Raw genomic sequence first — 20769 nt, 5'->3', positions numbered from 1 at the left:
TTCGCGGGATGAGCGAGCGCCTCAGCCCTCTGGGAGAGGAAGACGTAACACGGCGCTTGAGTCCGGCACCGGACTGGGCACCGGGGACAGTCCTTTCGTGTCCTTTCGGCAATGCTGCGTGAAATCCCTGCGCTGGGCTGGTACCTTGGCAGGCCCGTAACGACCGTTCGAGAGGCCTACCAATGTCACCGTCTCTACGTGCAACCGCCCCGCAGCTGGCCGAAACCGCTGCGGCGCTCGCCCAGTGGCGGAGCACCCGCCGCCGCAGTGCTCGCATTCCGGAGGAGCTGTGGTCGCAAGCGACGGAACTCGCCGAGCGGTACGGCATCGGCAAGGTTGCCGTCGCCCTGAAGCTCGACTACAAGAGCCTGAAGCACCGTCTGACCGCCAGGAACGCCGCCGAAGACGCGCGCAGCGCGCCCGTGTCATCGAGTTTCGTCGAACTCGATCTCGGCCTGCCGCTGGCGCCAGCCGTTTGCGTCCTGGTTCTCACCGACCGAGCGGGCCGCGCGCTGCGCATCGAACTGCCGCCAGCGGCCAGTAGCCACCTCGTCGAGGTCGCGCGTAGCCTTTGGCAGGTCCAACCATGCTCGCGCTGAACGCGCGCCTGCGTGTCTGGGTAGCTGCCGAGCCAGCGGATTTTCGGTGCGGCATCGACGGTCTCGCCCGACGTGTGCGGCACAAACTGGCCCAAGACCCGTTCAGCGGCGGCGTGTTCGTTTTCTGCAATCGTCGGCGCACGGCGGTCAAACTTCTGGTCTATGACGGGCAAGGCTTCTGGCTCTGTCAAAAGCGGCTGTCGCAGGGGCACTACCGCTTCTGGCCGCAGGCGTCACCGGGGAAGCTCCTCGCGCCGCACGCCTTGGCGGTCCTGCTCTCGGGAGGCGACTACGCCGCGGCCGGCGGAATCCCGGAGTGGCGCGCGGTCGCCTGACCTTCGCGAGCGCAGCCCGCAAGCAGAACTTCCGAAAGCGGGTCGTCACCCACCGCAACGGGGATACCGAAGACGAGCTTTGGCGAAGGGACTAGACATCGTCGGCGGTCTTTGGCAGAATACCTTGGGTAGAAAGGGTCACTGCTGGAGGACTGAGAATGCCGCTTGCGAGTTCGCCAAGCTGGGTTTACGGCAGACGGGAGCTCCGCGCCGCCGCAGTCAGTGGCCGCATGGGCCACCGTCATCGCTCGAAGCGCTCCCGGAAGCGGCTGCGGGAGGCCTTCGGCCAGCTCGTTGGCGTACGGCCATGAGCCGGCAGCGGGCATCCCACCGGAAGCGGCCTGCATACAACCCGCCGCAGCGGATGGCCATCCCGGTGCAGGAGATCGAGGCCATCGTCGAGCATAGCAGAGCCAGACCGCTGACCGAGACCGAGCGGGCGACGCTGAAGGCAGCGGTGGACACCCTCGCGCGGATCACCGCCGAACTCGATACGAAGGAAACCACGCTGGCACGGCTACGGCGGATTCTCTTCGGCGCGCCGACCGAGAGCACGGCCCATGTGCTCGGGGAAGGGGAGAAGGGCGAAACGCCGCCAGCGGACCTGCCGGCCAGTCCATCGGCGGAAGGCGGCGACGAGAAAGCCGCCGCCGACGCGACTTCGGACGCCACCCCCCCCCGTCGTACCGAGGCATCCGGCCTGCCCGGCAGCATGTCCGCGGCGGGTGGCCAAGAGCGGACGCTCCTGCGCGTCGTGCCTCGTCTCTCGCGATCTGCACGAAAGGCAGCGGCCATCCCGTCACTGTCGCAGCCGGGCAAAGGCACTGGCCATTGCGCTGGCTGCTTCGGGTTGCTTCTCTTGCCGCTGCCGTCCCCGGCCGGGGGGCGTTGCTGTCCCCACCCTGGCCACTGCCGGCGGCTCGTCAGACAGGCGCATGCTGAGCGCGATTCTCTTCCTGTCCAGGTCGACCTCGAGCACCTTGACTGTCACCACGTCGCCGGCCTTGACCACCGAGCGCGGATCCCTGACGAAACGCGCGGCGATTGCCGAGACGTGAACCAGGCCGTCCTGGTGAACACCGAGGTCGACGAAAGCGCCGAAGTTGGCGACGTTGCTGACCACGCCTTCGAGGATCATTCCCGGTCGTAGATCCCTGATCGTCTCGACGCCCTCGCGGAAGGCTGCGGTGCGGAACTCCGGACGAGGGTCGCGACCCGGCTTCTCGAGTTCCCTGATGATGTCGTTGACGGTAGGCAGGCCGAAGCGCCCGTCGACGTACTTCTCGGCCCGCAGCGCCCGCAGCGTCCGTGAGTCGCCGATCAGGTCGCCAATGCTTCTGCCCGTGTCGGCGAGGATTCGCTCGACCACCGGATAGGCTTCCGGATGGACGGCCGAGCGGTCGAGCGGATTGTCGCCTTCGCCGACGCGCAGGAAGCCGGCCGCCAGTTCGAAGGCTCGCTCGCCGAGGCGCGGCACTGCGCGCAGCTGCTGGCGGTTGCGGAACGGCCCATGTTGGTCACGGTGGGCAACGATGTTCGCCGCCAGTGTCGCGCTGAGCCCGGAGACACTGGCGAGCAGCGGCACCGAAGCGGTGTTGACCTCGACTCCGACCGCATTGACGCAGTCCTCGACGACGGCATCGAGCGCCTTCGCAAGGCGGTTCTGACTGACGTCGTGCTGGTACTGGCCGACACCAATGGCCTTGGGATCGATCTTCACCAGTTCGGCGAGCGGATCCTGCAGGCGGCGGGCGATCGACACTGCGCCTCGCAGGCTGACATCGAGCTCCGGGAACTCGCGCGAGGCGTACTCCGAGGCGGAATAGACCGAAGCACCGGCTTCCGACACGACGACCTTGCAGAGGTGCATCTCCGGATGCCGCCGGATGAGTTCGCCGACCAGGCGGTCGGTTTCGCGTGACGCCGTGCCATTGCCGATGCTGACCAGATCGACCCGATGCCGTTGCGCGAGGAGGGCCAGACTGTGCAACGCGCCCTCCCAGTCCCGGCGTGGCTCGTGCGGGTAGACCGTGGTGGTCGCGAGCAACTTGCCGGTGGCGTCGACGACCGCCACCTTGACACCCGTTCGCAGGCCCGGGTCGAGGCCCATCGTCGGCCGCCGGCCAGCGGGAGCGGCGAGCAGAAGGTCGTGCAGGTTGCTGCCAAAGACGCGAATCGCTTCGCTTTCGGAGCGTTCGCGCAGCGCAGCCAGCAACTCCGTCTCCAGGTGCGGCGCGATCCTGATTCGCCAGGCCCAGCGAACCGTGTCGGCAAGCCACCTGTCGGCCGCGCGTCCCGCATCGCGAACACCGAAACGCACTGCGATGCGCGCTTCACAGGGATTGTGCGTCGCTGCCGGGGCAGGGTCGAGTTCGCTGTCGAGCAGCAGCGTGAGTTGCAGCAGCCCTTGATTGCGGCCACGAAACAGCGCCAGAGCGCGGTGTGAGGGGATGGCGAGCAGTGCCTCGGAGTAGTCGAAGTAGTCCTGGAACTTGGCCGCTTCGCTTTCCTTGCCGCCGATGACCGTCGCCTTGAGCTGCGCGTGCGCTTCGAGGTAGGCTCGCAGCTCTGCCAGCAGCTCGGGATCCTCGGCGAAGCGCTCCATCAGGATCTGGCGTGCGCCATCGAGGACGCTGCGCGTGTCGGCGAAACCCGCCTCAGCGTTCAGATGGCGCGCCGCCGCGGTCTCGGGCGAGTGTGTCGGCGCCGTCAGCAGGAGTTCCGCGAGCGGGCCGAGACCGGCTTCGCGGGCCATCTGCGCCTTGCTGCGCCGCTTCTGCCTGTACGGCAGGTAGAGATCCTCGAGCCGCTGCTTGCTCTCGGCGGCGATGATCGCGTCCGCCAGTTCGGCTGTCAGGCGGCCTTGTTGGTCGATCGAGGCGAGAATGCTGCTGCGCCGCTCTTCGAGCTCGCGCAGGTAGTTGAGCCGCTCGTCGAGAAGCCGCAACTGGGTGTCGTCGAGGCCGCCACTCGCTTCCTTGCGGTAGCGGGCGATGAAGGGGACTGTCGCGCCCTCGTCGAGAAGGGCGGCAGTTGCCAGAACCTGCTGTGGGTGGCAGCCGATCTCGTCGGCGATTCTTGCCGCGATCAGGTGGGAGACATCTCGATCTTCAAAGCGGGGCATGGACTCTACGGGACCTGGCTGGCTGGCGGTGGATTCGCGCTGGCGGCGCACGATACGCCCGGTGACGGCAGCCAGCAACTAGGGAATGGCGGCAGGCAGTGGTCGTCGAAGAGATCCCGCGCCGCCGGATCCACATCGGGACTGCACAGCGCCCGAAACGGCACGAACTATGCAGAATCGGGCGGCAAAACTCAAGCCGGCCGGCTTGCGCTGGCGGTGGTTGGCAGCCAGGAGAATTGCCGTCGGGCGATGAAAGAGGTTAAATTGGCGCTTTCGGGTGGCTGCTTCGAACTACGTCGATTGGGGGTAAGCGATGAAGATTGATCTCGAGCGCTTTGGGCTCAAGGATGTGCCGGTCGATCCGGACACCGTGTTCACCTTCGCGGTTGGCCCTGCCGGCTTTCCCGACTGTCTGCGGTTCAAGGTCTTCCACCAGGAAGGGCCGCAGCCGGCCGTCTTCTGGCTGCAGTCGCTCGACGATGTGGCCGTTGCCTTCCCCATCGTTGACCCGGGGACGCTCGACCTCGAGTACGAGATCGAGTTTTCCGATGCCGATTGCGCCCAGCTCGAACTGGAGCGTGCCGAGGATGCGACGGTGGTGATCATCGTCTATCGCGATGCCGCGGCGGGTGGCACGATTGCCGCCAACACCCGCTCGCCGATCATTCTCAACCTGCAGCGGCGCCGCGCGATGCAGAAGATTCTGCAGGACGTCCACCCGACCCTGCTCTATCGGGCGCGCTGATCGCGAGCCGGCTACCGGGCGCTCGCGACGCAGCGGTGGCGGCATGCCAAGGCCGCACTGCCGGGTGCTGCCGGACGTGTCTGCACATGTTGGCAGGGCACGGTCTGCACAGAGCTGGCAAGCTTTTCTCGACACTGATTCGGCTGACCGGAAGGAGGGTCCGGTATTGAGGTTCCGTCACCTGTTGTCATCCCTGCTGCTCGTCTTCGCCATGACTGCCAGTGCCGACCAGGGCCTGGGGATCGGCAAGGTGAAGCGCTGCGAAGGCAGCGTCAATCTGGAACGTGCCGGTTTGACGCAGCCGGTGCAGGTGGGCAGCCCGGTGCATGTCGGGGACCGCGTTCGTACGGGTGTCGATGGCGCGGTGGGCATCACGCTGGCGGATGACACCCTCCTCACCGCGGGACCAAACAGCACCCTGTTGATCAACGAGTTCCGCTTTGACCCGACGACGCGCGAAGGCAACATGCTGACCACCCTGCTGAAGGGTACGCTGAGCGTCGTGACTGGTCTGCTGGCCAGGCAGAGTCCCGAGAACGTCAGGTTCAGGACGCCGAATGTCGTTCTCGGCATCCGGGGTACCGAGTTCATCATCGAAGCGCACGAGGCAGGCGAATGAGTTCTTTGCGGATCGTCCCCTGCGTCGTCTGGCTGGCACTCGCCGCCTGTTCGCGAGTGTCGGACCACGTTCTGCTCTTGCCTGGCCCGGACGGTCGCGTCGGCGCGCTTTCGGTGGCGGCCGCCGGTGGCGAGATCCTGCTCTCCGAGCCATACAGCGGGGTCGATGTCCGCGGCGGCATGCCGCGCAGGCTGACCAGCAGTCCCCGCATGGTGCGCGATGCGTATGGCCGGCTGCTCGACCTGCAACCGGCGCGCCCGCGCGTCTACGTCGTCCATTTTGAAACCGGCACCACTATCCTGACTCCCGAGTCGCGCAGCAAGTTGCCGATGATTCGTGACCAGCTCGCCAGCCTGCCAGCGCCAGAGGCGATCGTCATCGGACATACCGACCGCGTCGGCAGCTCCGAGGCCAACGACCGGCTCTCGCTGCGCCGCGCCGAGGCGGGGCGAGAGCAACTGATCCAGGCCGGCGTTGCGCCCGCTGCGATCAGCGTCGTCGGTCGGGGCGAACGCGAGCCGGTGGTCTTTACCGAGGACGGCGTGGCCGAGCCCCGCAATCGCCGTGTCGAGATCAAGCTTCGCTGACTGGGCGGCGAAGAACCGATGGGGCCTTTCAGCTGCCAGTTGGCGCGCTCTGCTTGGGCTGCTGCTGCTTGGCGTGCTCCTGGCGCACAGCTTGCGTTTCATCGAGCTCGCTGTCCTGAACCGTCTCGACGCAGCCTTGTACGATGCCCGTGTGCGCTGGTTTGCGCAGGCGCCGATCGATGAGCGCATCGTCATCGTCGATATCGATGAGCGCTCGCTGGCCGAACTCGGGCGCTGGCCGTGGAACCGTGCCCGGCTGGCCGAGCTGGTCGAACGGATCTTCACCGATCATGGCGCGCTGTTGCTCGGCCTCGACCTCATCCTGGCGGAGGCCGACGAAAGCTCCGGGTTGCCCGTGCTGGAGTCTCTGGCACGCGGGCCCCTGCGGCAGAACGCTGCCTTTCGCGCCACCGTCGAAGGCCTGCGGCCGACACTCGACTACGATGGCCGACTCGCCGACGTCCTGCGGCGACATCCGGTGGTGCTTGGTTTCCACCTGTCCACCGGCGCGGCTGCGGCGAGGAGCGGTGCGCTGCCGCCAGCTTTGCCGATCGACGCTGGCGAACGTGTCCAGGCGACCGGTCTGACAGACTGGCCGGGTTATGGTGCCAACCTGCCGTTGCTGCAGCAGGTGGCAGCGGGCGGCGGCTTCCTTGGCGCACCGGTCGATCCTGATGGCGTGGTGCGGCGCGGCTGGTTGCTGGCGAGGCATGCCGATCAGATCCACGGTGCACTGCCGCTGATCATGGCGCGATTGCTTCTCGGCGATCCGGCGCTGCGGCTGCGCTTCGCCGACCCGCTGCCAGGGCAGGCCACCGGGCCGCCGCTGACCGCCATCGAATTGCACGGCACGCGTGGCTTGCGCCTCATCGCGGTGGACCCTCAAGGGGCTGTATTGCTGCCGTTTCGCCGGGCGGCGGGAGGATTCCACTACCACTCGGCGGCCGACGTTGCCGCCGGCAGGCTGCCTGGCGACGCCCTGCGCGGGCGGATCGTTCTCCTCGGCAGCAGCGCTCCGGGGTTGCTCGATCAGCGGGTCACTCCGGTCAATGAGCTGCTTCCGGGAGTCGAGGTGCATGCCAATCTGCTCGCCGGGTTGCTGGCCGGATCGCTGCCGCACGTGCCAGCCTGGACGATGCCGCTCGAAGTGGCCGTGCTATCCTTTCTCGCCCTGCTGCTGCTGCGACTGCTGCCGCGATTGTCACCCCAGGCTGCGGTCGGTCTGACCATGATGCTCGTCCTCGTGCTGGCCGTCCTCATCCTGCTTGCCTGGGGGACGGCAGGCCTGGTCCTGCCGGCTGCCACCAGCCTCTGCTTGCTGCTGCTGCTACTGGTGCTGCAACTGTTCTTCGGCTCGTTCGTCGAGTCGCGCGCCCGCCGCCGGCTGGCGGCGCTCTTCGGTCAGTACGTGCCGCCGGAGCTCGTGGATGAAATGAGCCGTGATCCGGAGCGCTACGACATGCGCGGTCGCAGTGCCGAATTGACGGTGCTCTTCGCCGATATCCGCGGCTTCACGACGATTGCCGAACAGATGCCGGCCAATGAGCTGGCGACGATGATGAACGACTACCTGTCGGCGATGACCGATGTCATCCGGGCGCACAGGGGAACGCTCGACAAGTACGTCGGTGACGCCATCGTCGCCTTCTGGGGAGCGCCGGTTGCCGACCCGCTGCACGCGCGGCACGCGGTTGCCGCTGCCCTGGCGATGCAGGCAGCGTTGCCGGCGCTCAATCGGCTGCTGGCAGTGCGTGGCTGGCCACAGCTGCACATCGGTATCGGCATCAACAGCGGCGTCATGGTCGTCGGCGACATGGGTTCGCGGCATCGACGGGCCTACACCGTGCTTGGCGATGCCGTGAATCTGGCCGCACGCTTGCAGGGTCTGTCGGCGCATTATGAGGCCGGGGTGATCGTCGGTGAGGCGACGCGGCAGCAACTTGGCGACTGGCCGTGCCGCGAGCTTGACCGCGTGGCTGTTCGTGGCCGTGCGGCGCGGGTGACCATCCACGAACCGCTGGCCGACTGAGCGCCGGGCCCGGCTGCAGGTGGCGCGAGTCGTGACGCAGAGGCACCGCTTGCCCGGCAACGCCGGCGGCGACCTCGCCGACTTGGCGAAGTCTCTAAAGGTCGGGCTTCTTCTGCCGTTTTGCTGATGGTGAAGAGCGCTGCAGCGACGATGAGGAGACGACGATGATGATGGGACTGGCGTGGAGAATCCGTGCGGCGCTGCTGTTGATGGTGCTGCTGACGGTCGCAGCCGGCTGGCTCGGCCATTCCGTCCTGGGTGGCGGCATGTCCGGCTGGTTGCCGGCAACGGGACTCGTGCTCCTCGCTGCCGTCGCCATGGCCATGGTGGTCGAGCGGAACCTGCTGGGGCGGCTGCAGGGCCTGCGGGCGGTGATCACGGGAACCTACGCCGATGGCGACTTGACCAGGCGCGCAGCCGCCGTCGGCGGGGATGAGCTGGCGCTTGTTGCAGCCGACTACAACCGCCTGATGGAGAGCTTCGCCATCATCGTGGGCAAGCTGTTGTTCAACTCGATCGAAGTCGGCACCGCTTCGCAGCAGTTGATCGGTGATGCCCGACGGGTGGCCGCCGGATCGAACGAGCAGCGGGACGCCGCCTTGGCGACCGCTGACGAGATGGCCAGTCTGACCCTCCAGTTGAACGAGGTGAGTGAGAAAGCCAGCGAAACGGCGGGTATCGCCGAGAGATCAAACAGTCTGTCCAGTGACGGCATGTCGATTGCCCGCATGGCCTCGGCAGAGATGGAGCAGATCGCTGCCTCGGTGAGCCAGTCGGCGACCGTGGTCGGTGCGCTCGGCGAACGATCCCGAGCCATCAGCGGCATTGTCCAGACGATTCGCGAAATCGCCGACCAGACCAATCTGCTGGCCCTCAATGCAGCCATCGAGGCAGCGCGGGCGGGGGAGCACGGGCGTGGATTCGCGGTCGTCGCCGACGAGGTGCGCAAGCTTGCGGAACGAACCTCGCAGGCGACCGGCGAGATCAGCCAGATGATCACTGCCATCCAGGGCGAGACGCAATCGGCGATTGCCAGCATCGAGGCGGGCAGCGGTCAGGCGCGCAAGGGTGCCGAACTCGCAAGGCAGGCAGCGCAGGCGCTCGACGGCATCAACAGCGGGGCACGGCAGACACTCGAGAAGGTGGAGGCAATCGCCGCTGCGGTCGCGCAGCAGACGCGTACAGGCGCGAGCATCGCCGAGCATGTGCGCAACATCAGGCAGATGGCCGAGGCAAACAGCGAGGTCAGCGGGCAGACGCTGCTGGCGGTCGATCACGTCGAGTGCCTCGCCGAAAACCTCAAGGAGGTCGGCAATGTCTTCAGGTTGGGGGCGGCCGGTGAGCAGGCAGTGGGCGTCCATACCCGCATGCCCGACATCGTCATCGAGGCAGCCCGGACAGTCGGCAAGCTCTTCGACGGCGCCGTCGATGCCGGCAGGATCGGCCTGGACGATCTGTTCGACGAGCGCTACCAACCGCTGCCGAATACTCGGCCGCAAAAGTACCGGACGCGCTTCGACGAGTTCACCGATCAGGCCGTGGCACCCGTTCAGGAGCAGGTGCTGGCGCAGCACGAATGTCTGGTCTACGCCATCTGCATCGACCGCAATGGCTATGTGCCGACCCACAACCGGGTGTTCGCGCAACCCCTGACGGGTGACGAGAAGGTCGATTTCGTGCGCAACCGCAGCAAGCGCATCTTCGACGACCCGGTCGGCAAGCGCTGCGGTGGTCACGAGCATTCGTTCCTGTTGCAGACCTATCGCCGCGACACGGGTGAGTTGATGCACGACATTTCCGCTCCGATCTACGTCAAGGGCCGCCACTGGGGAGGCTTCCGCATCGGCTACAGGACCGAGGTGTGAAGCGGAAAGTGCACACGGTTGACACCACAGGCGACCTTGGCGCGCGGACGACGATTCGATTAAGATGTCGGCGATTCGATCGGCGCTGACTGCTGCAAGAGGAAGATATATGTCGGACTTGCTGAAGAACGTTGATGCCCGGACCAAGCTGGCCGGAACCAACAAGCTGGAGATCCTGCTTTTCTCCCTCGGGACCGATGCGCGCACTGGGCGTCGCGAAACCTTCGGCATCAACGTTTTCAAGGTGCGCGAAGTGATGCGCACGCCGCCGATCACGGCGGCGCCCGAGATGCCGCCCTCGGTCGAGGGCATGGTCAGCCTGCGCGGTGCGCTGGTGCCGGTCGTGGACCTCGCCCGCTATGCCCGGGTCGACACGCAGACGCCACGTTCGATAATGATCATCACCGAATATGCCGGCCATACACAGGGCTTCCTGGTCGAGGGCGTTGATACCATCCTGCGCCTCGACTGGGGGCAGATGCGGGTGCCGCCCGCTATGTTGCTGGCCGAGCTGGGTGGTCTGGTGACGGCCGTCACCGAACTGCCGGATGGCCGTCTGGTGATGATGATGGATGTCGAGAAGATCCTCTCTGAAACCACCAACTACGACGACGAGATCGTCTACCGCAACATCAAGCCACTCGACAATCCGGGTTTGACGGTCTTCTTCGCCGACGATTCCTCGGTTGCGCGCAAGCAGATCGAGCGTACCCTGGGGGCGATGGGGGTCAAGTACGTCGCCGCGATCAACGGCCTTGATGCTTGGCTGGAACTGGAGAAGATGGCCGCCTACGCACAGGCCTCCGGTCAGCCAGTCAGCGACCTGATCAGTCTTGTCCTGACGGACATCGAGATGCCCGAGATGGACGGCTACATCCTGACCAAGAAGATCAAGTCCGATCCGCGATTTGCCGGCGTGCCGGTCATCATGCACTCGTCGCTGTCGGGCATGTCGAACCAGCAACTCGGCAAGTCCGTCGGCGTTGACGAGTATGTGCCGAAGTTCGAGCCGCAGCGGCTTTCGGAAACGCTGACGCGCAGACTGCAGGGCGGCGGTGTGCCAGCGCTGCCATCCTGCTGAACGGACCTCACAGGAGCGATAGGATGGAGTTGGCCGAAAGGAAGAACCTGCTCGACGGCGTCGACGCGAGAACGCGTCTAGCCGGGTCGAACAAGATGGAGATCCTGCTCTTCTCGCTGGGAACGCGCGAGACCTTCGGCATCAACGTCTTCAAGGTGCGGGAAGTCGGACGGACGCCGCCCATCACCAAGACGCCGAACATGCCGCGCGGAGTGGAGGGATTGATCTCCCTGCGCGGCAACGTGATTCCGGTGCTCTCGCTGATTGCCTTTCTCGAGCATGGGGAGCACCACGACGAGTACGGCAGGACGATGATGGTGGCCGAGTATTCCAAGCGGACCCTCGGTTTTCTGGTGCATGAAGTGGACCGCATCATCCGGGTGGACTGGGAGAAGGTCAGGGCTCCGGAGAACCTCCTGTCCACCAACCAGGGCCTGATCACTGCAGTCACCGAACTGGACGACGGCAAGCTGGTATCGATTCTCGACGTCGAGCAGATCCTGGCCAACGCTTTCGGCGAGGCGATCATCGTGGATATTCCACCAGCCAACGTCGACCAGGATGCCAGCATCTTCTTCGTCGATGATTCGGTGGTCGCCCGGCGCAAGATCACCGAGGTGCTGGACAAACTCGGCGTCCGGCACAAGCACGCCACCAATGGTGCCGAAGCGTGGAGCCGCCTGCAGGCGCTTGCGGCGCACGCAGAGCAGAGTCGCAACGCGTTGCGCGACGAGATTCGCCTGATCCTGGTGGACGCCGAGATGCCGGAGATGGATGGCTACGTCCTTACCAGAAACATCAAGGCGGATTCCCGGTTCTCGGGCATTCCGGTCGTCATGCACTCGTCGCTGTCGTCACAGGCCAACCATGCCATGGGCAAGGCCGTGGGTGTCGACTCCTACGTGGCCAAGTTCGACGCAGAGGTTCTCGCCGACACCCTGCGCCCCCTGCTCGAGCGCTGAGCGAACGATCGGAGTCAATGATGGCTGATCCCAAGATGAGGATTCTCGTGGTGGACGATTTCTCGACGATGCGGCGCATCGTCCGGAATCTCCTGAAGGAACTCGGCTTTGCCAACGTCGATGAAGCCGAGGATGGCGCGGTGGCTCTGCAGAAGCTCAACAACGGCGGCTTCGAGTTTGTGGTGACCGACTGGAACATGCCGAACATGGATGGTCTGCAGCTTCTGCAGGCCATCCGTGCTTCAGCGACGTTGAAACACCTGCCGGTGCTGATGATCACCGCCGAGGCGAAGAAGGAAAACATCATCGCCGCCGCGCAGGCGGGTGCCAGTGGTTACATCGTCAAGCCTTTCACGGCGGCAACGCTGGCAGAGAAGCTGCAGAAGATCTTCGACAGGATGGGGGGCTGAGATGAACGAAAGCGACACCTCCGGCGATTCAAGCGAACTCGAGGCCCTGTTCGACAGCATCGCCTCGGGGATCGCGGCCACCAGCCCTGCAGTGCCACCTGCCGCCAAGGCGGCCTCGCTGCTGCAGCAGTTGCGTGAAGGAGATGGAGGAGACGACAGTGACGAGCTGCAGGCGCTGTTCGATTCCGTGCGGGGGGTACAGGCGGCCACGGCTGTAGCGGGAGCGGCGGCGGAATGGCAGGGACAGGACCGGGTATTCAAGCGTGTCGGTCAGATGGCCCGCCAGCTGCACGACACACTGGGCCAACTGGGTTACAGCGAATTGCTCGAGAGCACCGTTTCCGCCATTCCGGATGCCAGGGAGCGGCTCAACTACGTCGCCACGCTGACCGAGCAGGCTGCCTGCCGCGTCCTCAACGCCACCGACATTGCCAACCCGCTGCAGGAGCAACTCGAAGCCGCTTCAGGTGCACTGGCGACCCGCTGGGACGCGCTGTTTGCCAACCGGTTGGCGGTCGACGAGTTCAGGCTCCTGGCCGAGGAGACCCGTTCCTTTCTCAAACAGGCGTTGCCGGCGAAGACGGAGGCAACCAAGGCACAACTGCTGGAGATCATGATGGCCCAGGACTTTCAGGATCTCACCGGCCAGGTGATCAAGAAGATCATCCAGGTCGCGCACGAACTCGAGGCGCAACTGATGGAGGTGCTGATCGAGACGCTGCCTGGCGAGCGGCGTACCGAATCGGTCAACAGCCTGCTCAACGGGCCGGTGATCAACCCAGATGGTCGCACCGACGTCGTCGTGTCACAGCAGCAGGTGGATGAGCTGCTCGGCAGCCTGGGATTCTAGGAGGTTCGCGATGAGCGATTTTGCGGGGATGGAGGACCTGCTGCAGGATTTCCTGCAGGAAGCCGGTGACCTGCTGTCGGATGTCGACAACAAGCTCGTCGATCTCGAGCGAAGCCCCGGGGATCGGCGGCTGCTCAATGATATCTTTCGTGGATTTCACACGATCAAGGGTGGCGCTGGCTTCCTCAATGCCGGCGAGCTGGTGAAGCTCTGCCACCTGACCGAAAACCTTTTCGACAGGCTGAGAAATGGCGAGAAGGAACTGACTCCGGCCCTGATGGATACCATCATGGCGGCCACAAAGGGCGTTCGCCAGATGTTCGGCGAAATTGCCCAGGGCCGCCAGCCGTCTCCCGCCGCCGCAGAAGTGAGTGCCGGTCTGCAGACCGCGCTGACCACAGCCGCCGAGCCAGCCGCCGCATCGCCCGTTGCCGCGGAGCCGATCGCAGCCAGGCCTGCCGGGGCAACCGCGGCCACCGGCGCTGGCGAGCAGGGTCCGGACTGGCGGGCGCTGCACGCGGCGATCAGTGGCCAGTCCGATGCCAGTGTGCCGGCCGTTGCCCGCCGAACCGATACGACGGAAGGCGGCCGGCAGGACGGCGAGATCGAACTGTCGCAGCTCCAGCCACACTTTCCACCCGAGGGGCGCCGCAGCACGGACAGGCCCGGGGTTGCCGCCAGCGCCGCGCCGTCTGGGCGGCGCGCCGACGAGCGGGCGGCGGCACGCGAGACGACGATCCGTGTGGACACCGCTCGGCTTGATCAGGTGCTCAACCTGTCGGGCGAGATCGGCCTGACCAAGAACCGCCTCACCAGCCTGCGGGCCGACATCCTGGCCGGGCGTACGGACTCGGAAACCCTGCAGGCGCTCGATCAGGCAGTCAGCCAACTCGACCTGCTGGTGTCCGACCTGCAGAATTCGGTCATGAAGACGCGCATGCAGCCGATCGGCCGCCTGTTCCAGAAATACCCGCGCATCGCGCGCGACCTCGCCAGGCAGTTGGGCAAGGATGTCGAACTGGCCCTGATCGGAGAAGAAACCGAGGTCGACAAGACGATGATCGAGGATCTGGCCGACCCGCTGATCCATCTGATCCGCAATGCGGTTGATCATGGGGTCGAGTCACCCGACGAGCGGCGCGCAGCGGGCAAGCAGGCGAAAAGCGTCATCCGCCTCGAAGCGCGCCAGGAAGGTGATCACATCGTCCTGATGGTCGCCGATGACGGGCGCGGGATGAGTCCGGAGCGCATCCGTGCGAAGGCTGTCGAGAAGCGCATCATCAGCGAGGAAGATGCCAACACGCTCGATGACCGGCAGAGTCTCAACCTCATTTTACTGCCGGGCTTTTCGACCATGGCCAAGGCTTCGGCGGTGTCCGGGCGTGGCGTCGGCATGGATGTCGTGAAGACGAACATCCAGAAACTCAATGGGTCGATCGAGATCCGTTCCGAACCCGGCAAGGGTTCGGTTTTCGTCATTTCCTTGCCGTTGACGCTGGCCATCCTGCCAGTGCTGCTCGTCCTCCTGGAAGACCAGCCCTTTGCCCTGCCGCTGTCGCTGGTACGGGAAATCCTGCCGATCGACCACGATCGAATGCAGGAGGTGGGTGGCAGGGAAACGTTGGTGGTGCGCGGCGAGATTCTTCCCGTCATTGCCTTGGCGCGCCTTCTCGGATGGCCGCAAGCGCGGCGGCCCGAGTTTGGTGTCCTCATGCAGACTGCCGAGCGAAGCTTCATACTGGCGGTGGACAACTTCGCCGGGCGCGATGATGCGGTGATCAAGGCACTCGACGATTTCCGGCCTCGCGGGGTGGCTGGAGTGACGACACTGTCGAATGGTCAGATCGTTCTCATTCTGGACATGAAGGAGTTGTTGTCCGATCTCGCTGCCAAGGGTGAGCGAGACACGCGCACGACGACACCGCGAGCACTGGAGCTGCTCGTCTGACTGCCGGAGCATTTTCCGCCGATTGCACCAGGGGGCGCAGGCCCCCTTGTTTTTTTGCTTCACTGCTACGAATGTTGTTAAGCTGCAACTATTCGAGAATTGATGTAAATAAAATTCCCTAGCTGTCTATTCTAACACCGGTTTTTCTATAATACGGTGATCCAGACTGGAAGCGCGAAATGGCAGAGGGAAGCGACGTCGAACGTACCGAACCCGCATCGGCGCGACGCCTCGAACAGGCTCGCGAAGAGGGGCAGGTGCCGCGCTCGCGAGAGGTGGGTGCCTTCCTCGTCCTGATCGTCGGCGCGGCAGCGTTCATGTTGCTGGGTCCCTGGATGATGCAGAGGCTGTCGGCTCTGGTCCGCCGCGGTCTCGTGATCGACCACCAGACCGCGCACGAACCCGCGCTGATGCTGCCGCGGCTGGCCGAACTTGCTGCCGAGGCCTTGCTCTCGTTCGCCCCGCTGTTCGCCGCTCTGCTTGTCGCAGTCCTGCTCTCGCCCTTTTTCCTGGGTAGCTGGAACTTCTCGGCCAAGGCCCTGCAGCCCGACCCGAGCCGTCTGGACCCGCTGCAGGGGATCGTTCGCCTGGTATCGTGGAGCGGCGTCGTCGAACTCGTCAAGGCGGTTGCCAAGGCCTCATTGCTCGGTGGTGTCGCCGCTTGGGTGATGTGGAGCGAGCGGGGTGATCTGCTCGCCATGTTTGCGCAGCCACTGCCCGTCGGGCTGGCGAACGCAGGCCACCTGCTCAGCTTCAGCTTTCTCGCCATCGTTGCGGCGATGTTGCTGATCGTTGCCGTCGATGTGCCGTTCCAGCTCTGGCAGTACCACGACAAGCTCAAGATGAGCCGCGAGGAAGTGAAGCAGGAAGGCAAGGAACTTGAAGGCAACCCGGAGATCAAGGGTCGAGTCCGCCAACTGCAGCGCGAGGCTGCCCGCAAACGCATGATGGCTGCGGTGCCGGCAGCCGACGTGATCGTCACCAACCCGACCCACTACGCCGTTGCCCTCGCCTACAGCAGCGGCATGGGCGCACCGAAGGTGCTCGCCAAGGGGGCCGGCGAGATCGCGCTGAAGATTCGCCACCTGGGTGCCAGCAACGGTGTGCCCTTGGTCGAGGCGGCGGCGCTGGCGCGGGCGCTGCACCGGCACGTCGACCTCGACCAGGAGATTCCGGCGCTGCTTTATGCAGCGGTCGCCGAGGTGCTCGCCTACGTCTATCAGTTGAGCCATTGGCAGCAGGCTGGCGGTGACCAGCCGCTGCCACCTGACCGGATCGCGGTTCCTCCTGAACTCCTCCCGGAGTCTGAACGTGGCTAGCGGAACCATCGCCCTGCAGGATTTCGTTGCGCGCTTCGGCCAGCGGCAGCTGGCTGGCCCGTTGCTGATCCTGCTCATCCTGGCGATGATGGTCTTGCCGTTGCCGCCGTTCCTGCTCGACCTCTTCTTCACCTTCAATATCGCCATCTCGGTGATCGTCATGCTGGTTGCCATGAGCGTGATGAAACCGCTCGACTTTTCGGTTTTTCCCACCGTCCTGCTGGTCACGACACTGCTGCGCCTGTCCCTCAACGTCGCCTCGACGCGTGTGGTCCTGCTCGAAGGGCACACCGGTCCGGCGGCGGCCGGGCACGTCATCGAAGCCTTCGGTCACTTCCTCGTCGGTGGCAACTATGGGGTTGGGCTGGTGGTGTTCACGATTCTGGTGATCATCAACTTCGTGGTCATCACCAAAGGTGCCGGCAGGGTCGCCGAAGTCGCTGCCCGCTTCACTCTGGACGCGATGCCGGGCAAGCAGATGGCGATCGATGCCGACCTCAATGCCGGGTTGATCGGCGAGGACGAGGCGCGCAAGCGGCGGTCGACCATCGCCCAGGAGGCGGACTTCTTCGGATCGATGGATGGTGCATCGAAGTTCGTCCGCGGTGACGCGATAGCCGGCATCCTGATCATGTTGATCAATGTCGTCGGCGGCTTGTTCGTCGGTGTCCTGCAGCACAACCTGGATGTCGCAACCGCGGCGCGAACCTACACCCTGTTGACCATCGGTGATGGCCTGGTCGCCCAGATCCCGGCGCTGATCGTCTCGATTGCCGCCGGCATGGTGGTGACCCGCGTTGGTGACGACGAGGACGTCTCGCAGCAGTTTGCCGCACAGCTGTTCCACAATCCGAAGCCGCTCTATCTGACAGCTGCAATCATCGGCCTCCTCGGGTTGATTCCCGGCATGCCCAACTTCATTTTCCTGCTCCTTGGCGGTACGCTGGCGGCGGCGGCCTGGCGTCTTGACCGGCAGCGGACGGAGGAGAAGCCACTGCCGGTTGCGCCAGCGCCGCCGGTGGCGAGGGAAGTGCAGGAAGCGAGCTGGGCGGACGTGACGCCGCTCGACGTTCTCGGCCTGGAGGTCGGCTATCGTTTGATCCCGTTGGTCGATAAGGCGCAGGATGGCGAGTTGCTGCGCCGCATTCGCGGCATCCGGAAGAAGTTCGCCCAGGACGTCGGTTTTCTGGTGTCGCCGGTACACATACGCGACAACCTCGAGCTGAAGCCCAATGCGTACAAGATCCTGCTCAAGGGGGTCGAGATCGGCGAGGGCGAAGCCTTCCCCGGCAATCTGCTGGCGATCAATCCCGGCCGCGTGGCAGGGCAGGTGCCGGGGACGACAACCAAGGATCCGGCCTTCGGTCTGCCAGCCGTGTGGATCGATCCGGGGGTTCGCGAGCAGGCTCAGGCTTACGGCTACACGGTCGTCGATCCGAGCACCGTGGTCGCAACGCACCTCAATCACCTGATCCTGTCGCATGCCGCCGAGCTCCTTGGGCGGATGGAGACGCAGGCTCTCCTGGATCACCTGGCGAAGGAGATGCCGAAGCTGGTCGAAGACCTCGTACCCAAGGCCCTTTCATTGGGAGTGGTACAGAAGGTCCTGCGCAACCTCCTCGATGAGGGCGTCTCCCTGCGTGACATGCGGACGGTGATCGAAACCTTGGCTGACGGCGCTCCTCGCTCGCAGGATGCGGACGTGCTGACGGCACAGGTGCGCATCGCGCTGGGCCGTTCGATCGTTCAGGATCTCTATCCCGGTGCATCCGAGCTGCAGGTGATGGCACTCGACCCGCAGCTCGAGCGACTGCTGCAGCAGGCAGTCACCGGTGCTGGCGACGCCGTCGGAATCGAACCGGGCCTGGCCGACACGCTGCTGCGCGAGGTGTTGGCAGCGGCGCAGAGGCAGGAGGAGGCCGGCCTGCCCGTGGTCCTTCTGGTCTCAGCCGCACTGCGCAGTCTGCTGTCACGCTTCCTGCGCCGCACCATTCCGCAGCTCAAGGTTCTGGCGCACGCTGAAGTGCCTGAACATCGAACGATCAAAGTGACATCCATCATCGGACAACGAGCATGAACGTCAGGAAATTCATCGCCGCGACAGCGCGCGACGCCTTGCGAAAGGTCAGGGAGACCCTCGGGCCGGACGCGATCATCCTTTCCAATCGTGGGATTCCGGGCGGCGTCGAGATCATGGCGGTCGCAGCCAGCGACATGGAGATGATCGTGCCGCCCTCCCGCGAGCCGCGGCGTCCGGATGGCGGTATCGCCGACGTGACGGCGGTGACTGCCCGCGAGCGGGGCCGCGCCGATGGTCGGGCAGCCGCACGTGTCACGGCAACAGTCCCGCGTGCCCAAGTGGGCACCCGGTTGGAAGCCACCGCACCGCCGTCGGCTGCGTCGCCGCCACCGGGCGAGGGCGACGATTCCCCTGCTGCCGGAGCCGCGGTCGTGCCAGCGGCGGTGATGGACGAGATTCGCTCCCTGCGCCGCATCGTCGAACAACAGCTGGCTGGTTTCGCCTGGGGCGAGGGGGCGCGGTCGGAGCCGGTGAAGACCGAGATCCTGCGGCAGATGCTCGACGCCGGCTTCTCGCCGCGGTTCGCTCGCGAGCTGCTGGCCGAATTGCCGCGCGATCTCGACGCGGCGCAGGCTTTGGCCTGGGTGCGCGGGCGCGCGGAGCGCGCCATGCTGACCATCGACGGCGAGAGGGACATTGTCGACCAAGGGGGAATCTATGCCCTGGTCGGACCGACGGGGGTCGGCAAGACGACGACCGCCGCCAAGCTGGCGGCGCGCTGTGTCCTGCGGCATGGAGCGCGCAAGCTTGCGCTGGTGACGACGGACGGCTATCGCATCGGGGCGCACGAGCAGTTGCGCATCTACGGGCGCATCCTCGGTGTACCGGTCCACCTGGCGCGGGACGCCAAGGACCTGCGGGCGACACTGCATGATCTGCGGCATACCCACATGGTGCTGATCGACACCATGGGCATGAGCCAGAGAGATCGGATGGTCGGCGAGCAGGTGGCGATGTTTCGCGACAGCGACGTCAGATCGTTGCTCCTGCTGGCGGCAACCGGTCGCGGCGATACCCTCGACGATGTCGTGCGTGCCTACAGCGGGCTTGGGCTTGCGGGTTGCGTGCTGACCAAGGTCGATGAGGCAGCCAGCCTGGCTTCGTCTCTCGATGTGGTCATTCGCCACGAGTTGCGGCTGTACTACGTGTCCAATGGCCAGCGTGTCCCGGAAGACCTGCACCTGCCGAATCGACCATACCTCTTGCATCGCGCCTTCAAGGACCTGCCCGAATTCTCGCCGCATCGGCTTGCCGGAGTCGAACCAGGACTGATGATGGCCGCCGGCAGTGAAGGCATGTTGTCTGTCGGAGGACAGCGTGGCTGATTTTCGCGGGGATCAGGCCACTGGGTTGCGCCGACTTCTCGGCCGCCCGCAGTTGCGCAGCATCAGCTTCACGGCTGGTGGTGCGGGTGTCGGCCAAAGCACTGCGGTGGCCAACCTGGCGGCGTCCCTGGCGCGCGTTGGCAGGGAAGTCCTGGTGATTGACGAACACCCCGGCGCCGGTGTCGCCTCGTTTTTCGGCGCTTTCGTCGCCAATGATCTGCAACAGGTGATCAGTCACGAGAAGCGACTCGAGGATGTGTTGGTCCAGGTTGCGCCGGGAATCCGTGTCTTGCCGGTGGCCCGGGTCGTCGGCCAACTCGGCTCACTGGGGGAGCGCGAGCAGCGAACCCTGGTTGCATGCCTGGCCGAACTCCTCCCGCCGGTCGACGTCGTGCTCGTAGATACCTCCCTCGACCACCCGTTGGGCTTCTCCCCGCTTGGGCTCGCGGCGCAGGAGACAGTGGTCGTCGTCGCGGCAGAGGTTGGCGCCATCACCGAGGCTTACGCACTGATCAAGAAGGTCAGCCTGGGGTATGCACACAGGCGTTTCCGCATCCTGCTCAACCGGGTGCGAAGCGAGGTCGAGGCGCTGGCGATCCATGACAACATGGCGCGCGTCACCGACAGCCGCCGGCTGGCGCGTCTCGAGTACGCCGGCTGGGTGCCGCTCGATGGACAGCTGCGGCAGGCTTCGAGGCTCTGCCAGCCGGTGGCCGTACTGTTTCCGGAGGCACCAGCGGCACGCGCCTATCGCATGCTCGCGGAGCAGATTCTGGAGTGGCCGCTCGGAAGCGATGAGCGAGGGGGGCTCGAACATTTCGTGCAACTGCTGCTACACTTGAGCCAACGCATTCACGCAACGGCTATCTACGCCTGATAGCTCCCCCCCAG

General features: G+C 65.2%; 18 protein-coding genes. 17 read left to right on the top strand and 1 reads right to left on the bottom strand.

The window, feature by feature from the left end:
• Window positions 1–182: 182 nt before the first annotated feature.
• Window positions 183–599 (top strand): hypothetical protein, encoded by a 417-nt coding sequence (locus NFW30_RS00240; protein ID WP_295349744.1) that lies wholly within the window; start codon window positions 183–185, stop codon window positions 597–599.
• Window positions 587–934 (top strand): IS66 family insertion sequence element accessory protein TnpB, encoded by a 348-nt coding sequence (tnpB, locus tag NFW30_RS00235; protein ID WP_295349743.1) that lies wholly within the window; start codon window positions 587–589, stop codon window positions 932–934. Before NFW30_RS00240 ends, tnpB begins: the two co-directional genes overlap by 13 nt.
• Before the next feature lie 799 nt (window positions 935–1733).
• On the opposite strand, the gene NFW30_RS00230 is transcribed toward tnpB, so the two are convergent.
• Window positions 1734–4058 (bottom strand): Tex family protein, encoded by a 2325-nt coding sequence (locus NFW30_RS00230; RefSeq protein ID WP_295349741.1) that lies wholly within the window; start codon window positions 4056–4058, stop codon window positions 1734–1736.
• Here NFW30_RS00230 and NFW30_RS00225 point away from each other — a divergent pair.
• From NFW30_RS00225 to NFW30_RS00155, 15 genes are all read left to right on the top strand, one after another.
• Window positions 4026–4382, top strand: coding sequence for a hypothetical protein (locus NFW30_RS00225; protein ID WP_295349740.1), 357 nt, complete (start codon window positions 4026–4028; stop codon window positions 4380–4382). The two genes, NFW30_RS00230 and NFW30_RS00225, sit on opposite strands and share 33 nt — an antisense overlap.
• Window positions 4372–4803, top strand: a complete 432-nt coding sequence (fliW, locus tag NFW30_RS00220) for a flagellar assembly protein FliW (protein WP_295349739.1) — start codon at window positions 4372–4374, stop codon at window positions 4801–4803. Before NFW30_RS00225 ends, fliW begins: the two co-directional genes overlap by 11 nt.
• Window positions 4804–4969: 166 nt before the next feature.
• Window positions 4970–5422, top strand: a complete 453-nt coding sequence (locus NFW30_RS00215; protein WP_295349738.1) for a FecR domain-containing protein — start codon at window positions 4970–4972, stop codon at window positions 5420–5422.
• Window positions 5419–6009 (top strand): OmpA family protein, encoded by a 591-nt coding sequence (locus tag NFW30_RS00210; RefSeq protein ID WP_295349737.1) that lies wholly within the window; start codon window positions 5419–5421, stop codon window positions 6007–6009. Before NFW30_RS00215 ends, NFW30_RS00210 begins: the two co-directional genes overlap by 4 nt.
• A gap of 91 nt (window positions 6010–6100) precedes the next feature.
• Complete coding sequence (locus tag NFW30_RS00205) at window positions 6101–8038, top strand: adenylate/guanylate cyclase domain-containing protein (RefSeq protein WP_363322040.1); 1938 nt, start codon at window positions 6101–6103, stop codon at window positions 8036–8038.
• 164 nt (window positions 8039–8202) lie between these two features.
• Window positions 8203–9903, top strand: a complete 1701-nt coding sequence (locus tag NFW30_RS00200) for a methyl-accepting chemotaxis protein (protein WP_295349736.1) — start codon at window positions 8203–8205, stop codon at window positions 9901–9903.
• Between the two features lie 109 nt (window positions 9904–10012).
• Window positions 10013–10984: a chemotaxis protein gene (locus tag NFW30_RS00195; protein WP_295349735.1), complete on the top strand. Its 972-nt coding sequence runs from the start codon at window positions 10013–10015 to the stop codon at window positions 10982–10984.
• Between the two features lie 23 nt (window positions 10985–11007).
• Window positions 11008–11946: a chemotaxis protein gene (locus tag NFW30_RS00190; protein ID WP_295349733.1), complete on the top strand. Its 939-nt coding sequence runs from the start codon at window positions 11008–11010 to the stop codon at window positions 11944–11946.
• Window positions 11947–11966: 20 nt separating this feature from the next.
• Entirely contained in the window at window positions 11967–12356 is a 390-nt protein-coding gene (gene cheY, locus NFW30_RS00185; protein WP_295349732.1) for a chemotaxis response regulator CheY, read from the top strand.
• A 1-nt stretch (window position 12357) separates the two neighbouring features.
• Window positions 12358–13206 (top strand): protein phosphatase CheZ, encoded by an 849-nt coding sequence (gene cheZ, locus NFW30_RS00180; RefSeq protein ID WP_295349731.1) that lies wholly within the window; start codon window positions 12358–12360, stop codon window positions 13204–13206.
• Between the two features lie 10 nt (window positions 13207–13216).
• The gene (locus tag NFW30_RS00175) at window positions 13217–15154 is read left to right on the top strand and encodes a chemotaxis protein CheA (RefSeq protein WP_295349730.1); all 1938 of its coding nucleotides are present in this window, start codon (window positions 13217–13219) and stop codon (window positions 15152–15154) included.
• A gap of 179 nt (window positions 15155–15333) precedes the next feature.
• On the top strand, window positions 15334–16473 hold the full coding sequence (gene flhB / locus NFW30_RS00170; RefSeq protein ID WP_295349729.1) for a flagellar biosynthesis protein FlhB: 1140 nt from the start codon (window positions 15334–15336) through the stop codon (window positions 16471–16473).
• Window positions 16466–18550 (top strand): flagellar biosynthesis protein FlhA, encoded by a 2085-nt coding sequence (flhA, locus tag NFW30_RS00165; RefSeq protein WP_295349728.1) that lies wholly within the window; start codon window positions 16466–16468, stop codon window positions 18548–18550. The genes flhB and flhA overlap by 8 nt, the downstream gene beginning before the upstream one ends.
• Complete coding sequence (gene flhF, locus NFW30_RS00160) at window positions 18547–19878, top strand: flagellar biosynthesis protein FlhF (protein WP_295349726.1); 1332 nt, start codon at window positions 18547–18549, stop codon at window positions 19876–19878. Before flhA ends, flhF begins: the two co-directional genes overlap by 4 nt.
• Window positions 19871–20755, top strand: coding sequence for an AAA family ATPase (locus NFW30_RS00155; protein ID WP_295349725.1), 885 nt, complete (start codon window positions 19871–19873; stop codon window positions 20753–20755). The genes flhF and NFW30_RS00155 overlap by 8 nt, the downstream gene beginning before the upstream one ends.
• The last annotated feature ends 14 nt before the right edge of the window (window positions 20756–20769 follow it).

It is taken from the genome of Accumulibacter sp. (assembly GCF_023806635.1).
Taxonomy (GTDB): Bacteria; Pseudomonadota; Gammaproteobacteria; order Burkholderiales; family Rhodocyclaceae; genus Accumulibacter.
This window is presented reverse-complemented; position numbering and strand designations above follow the sequence as displayed.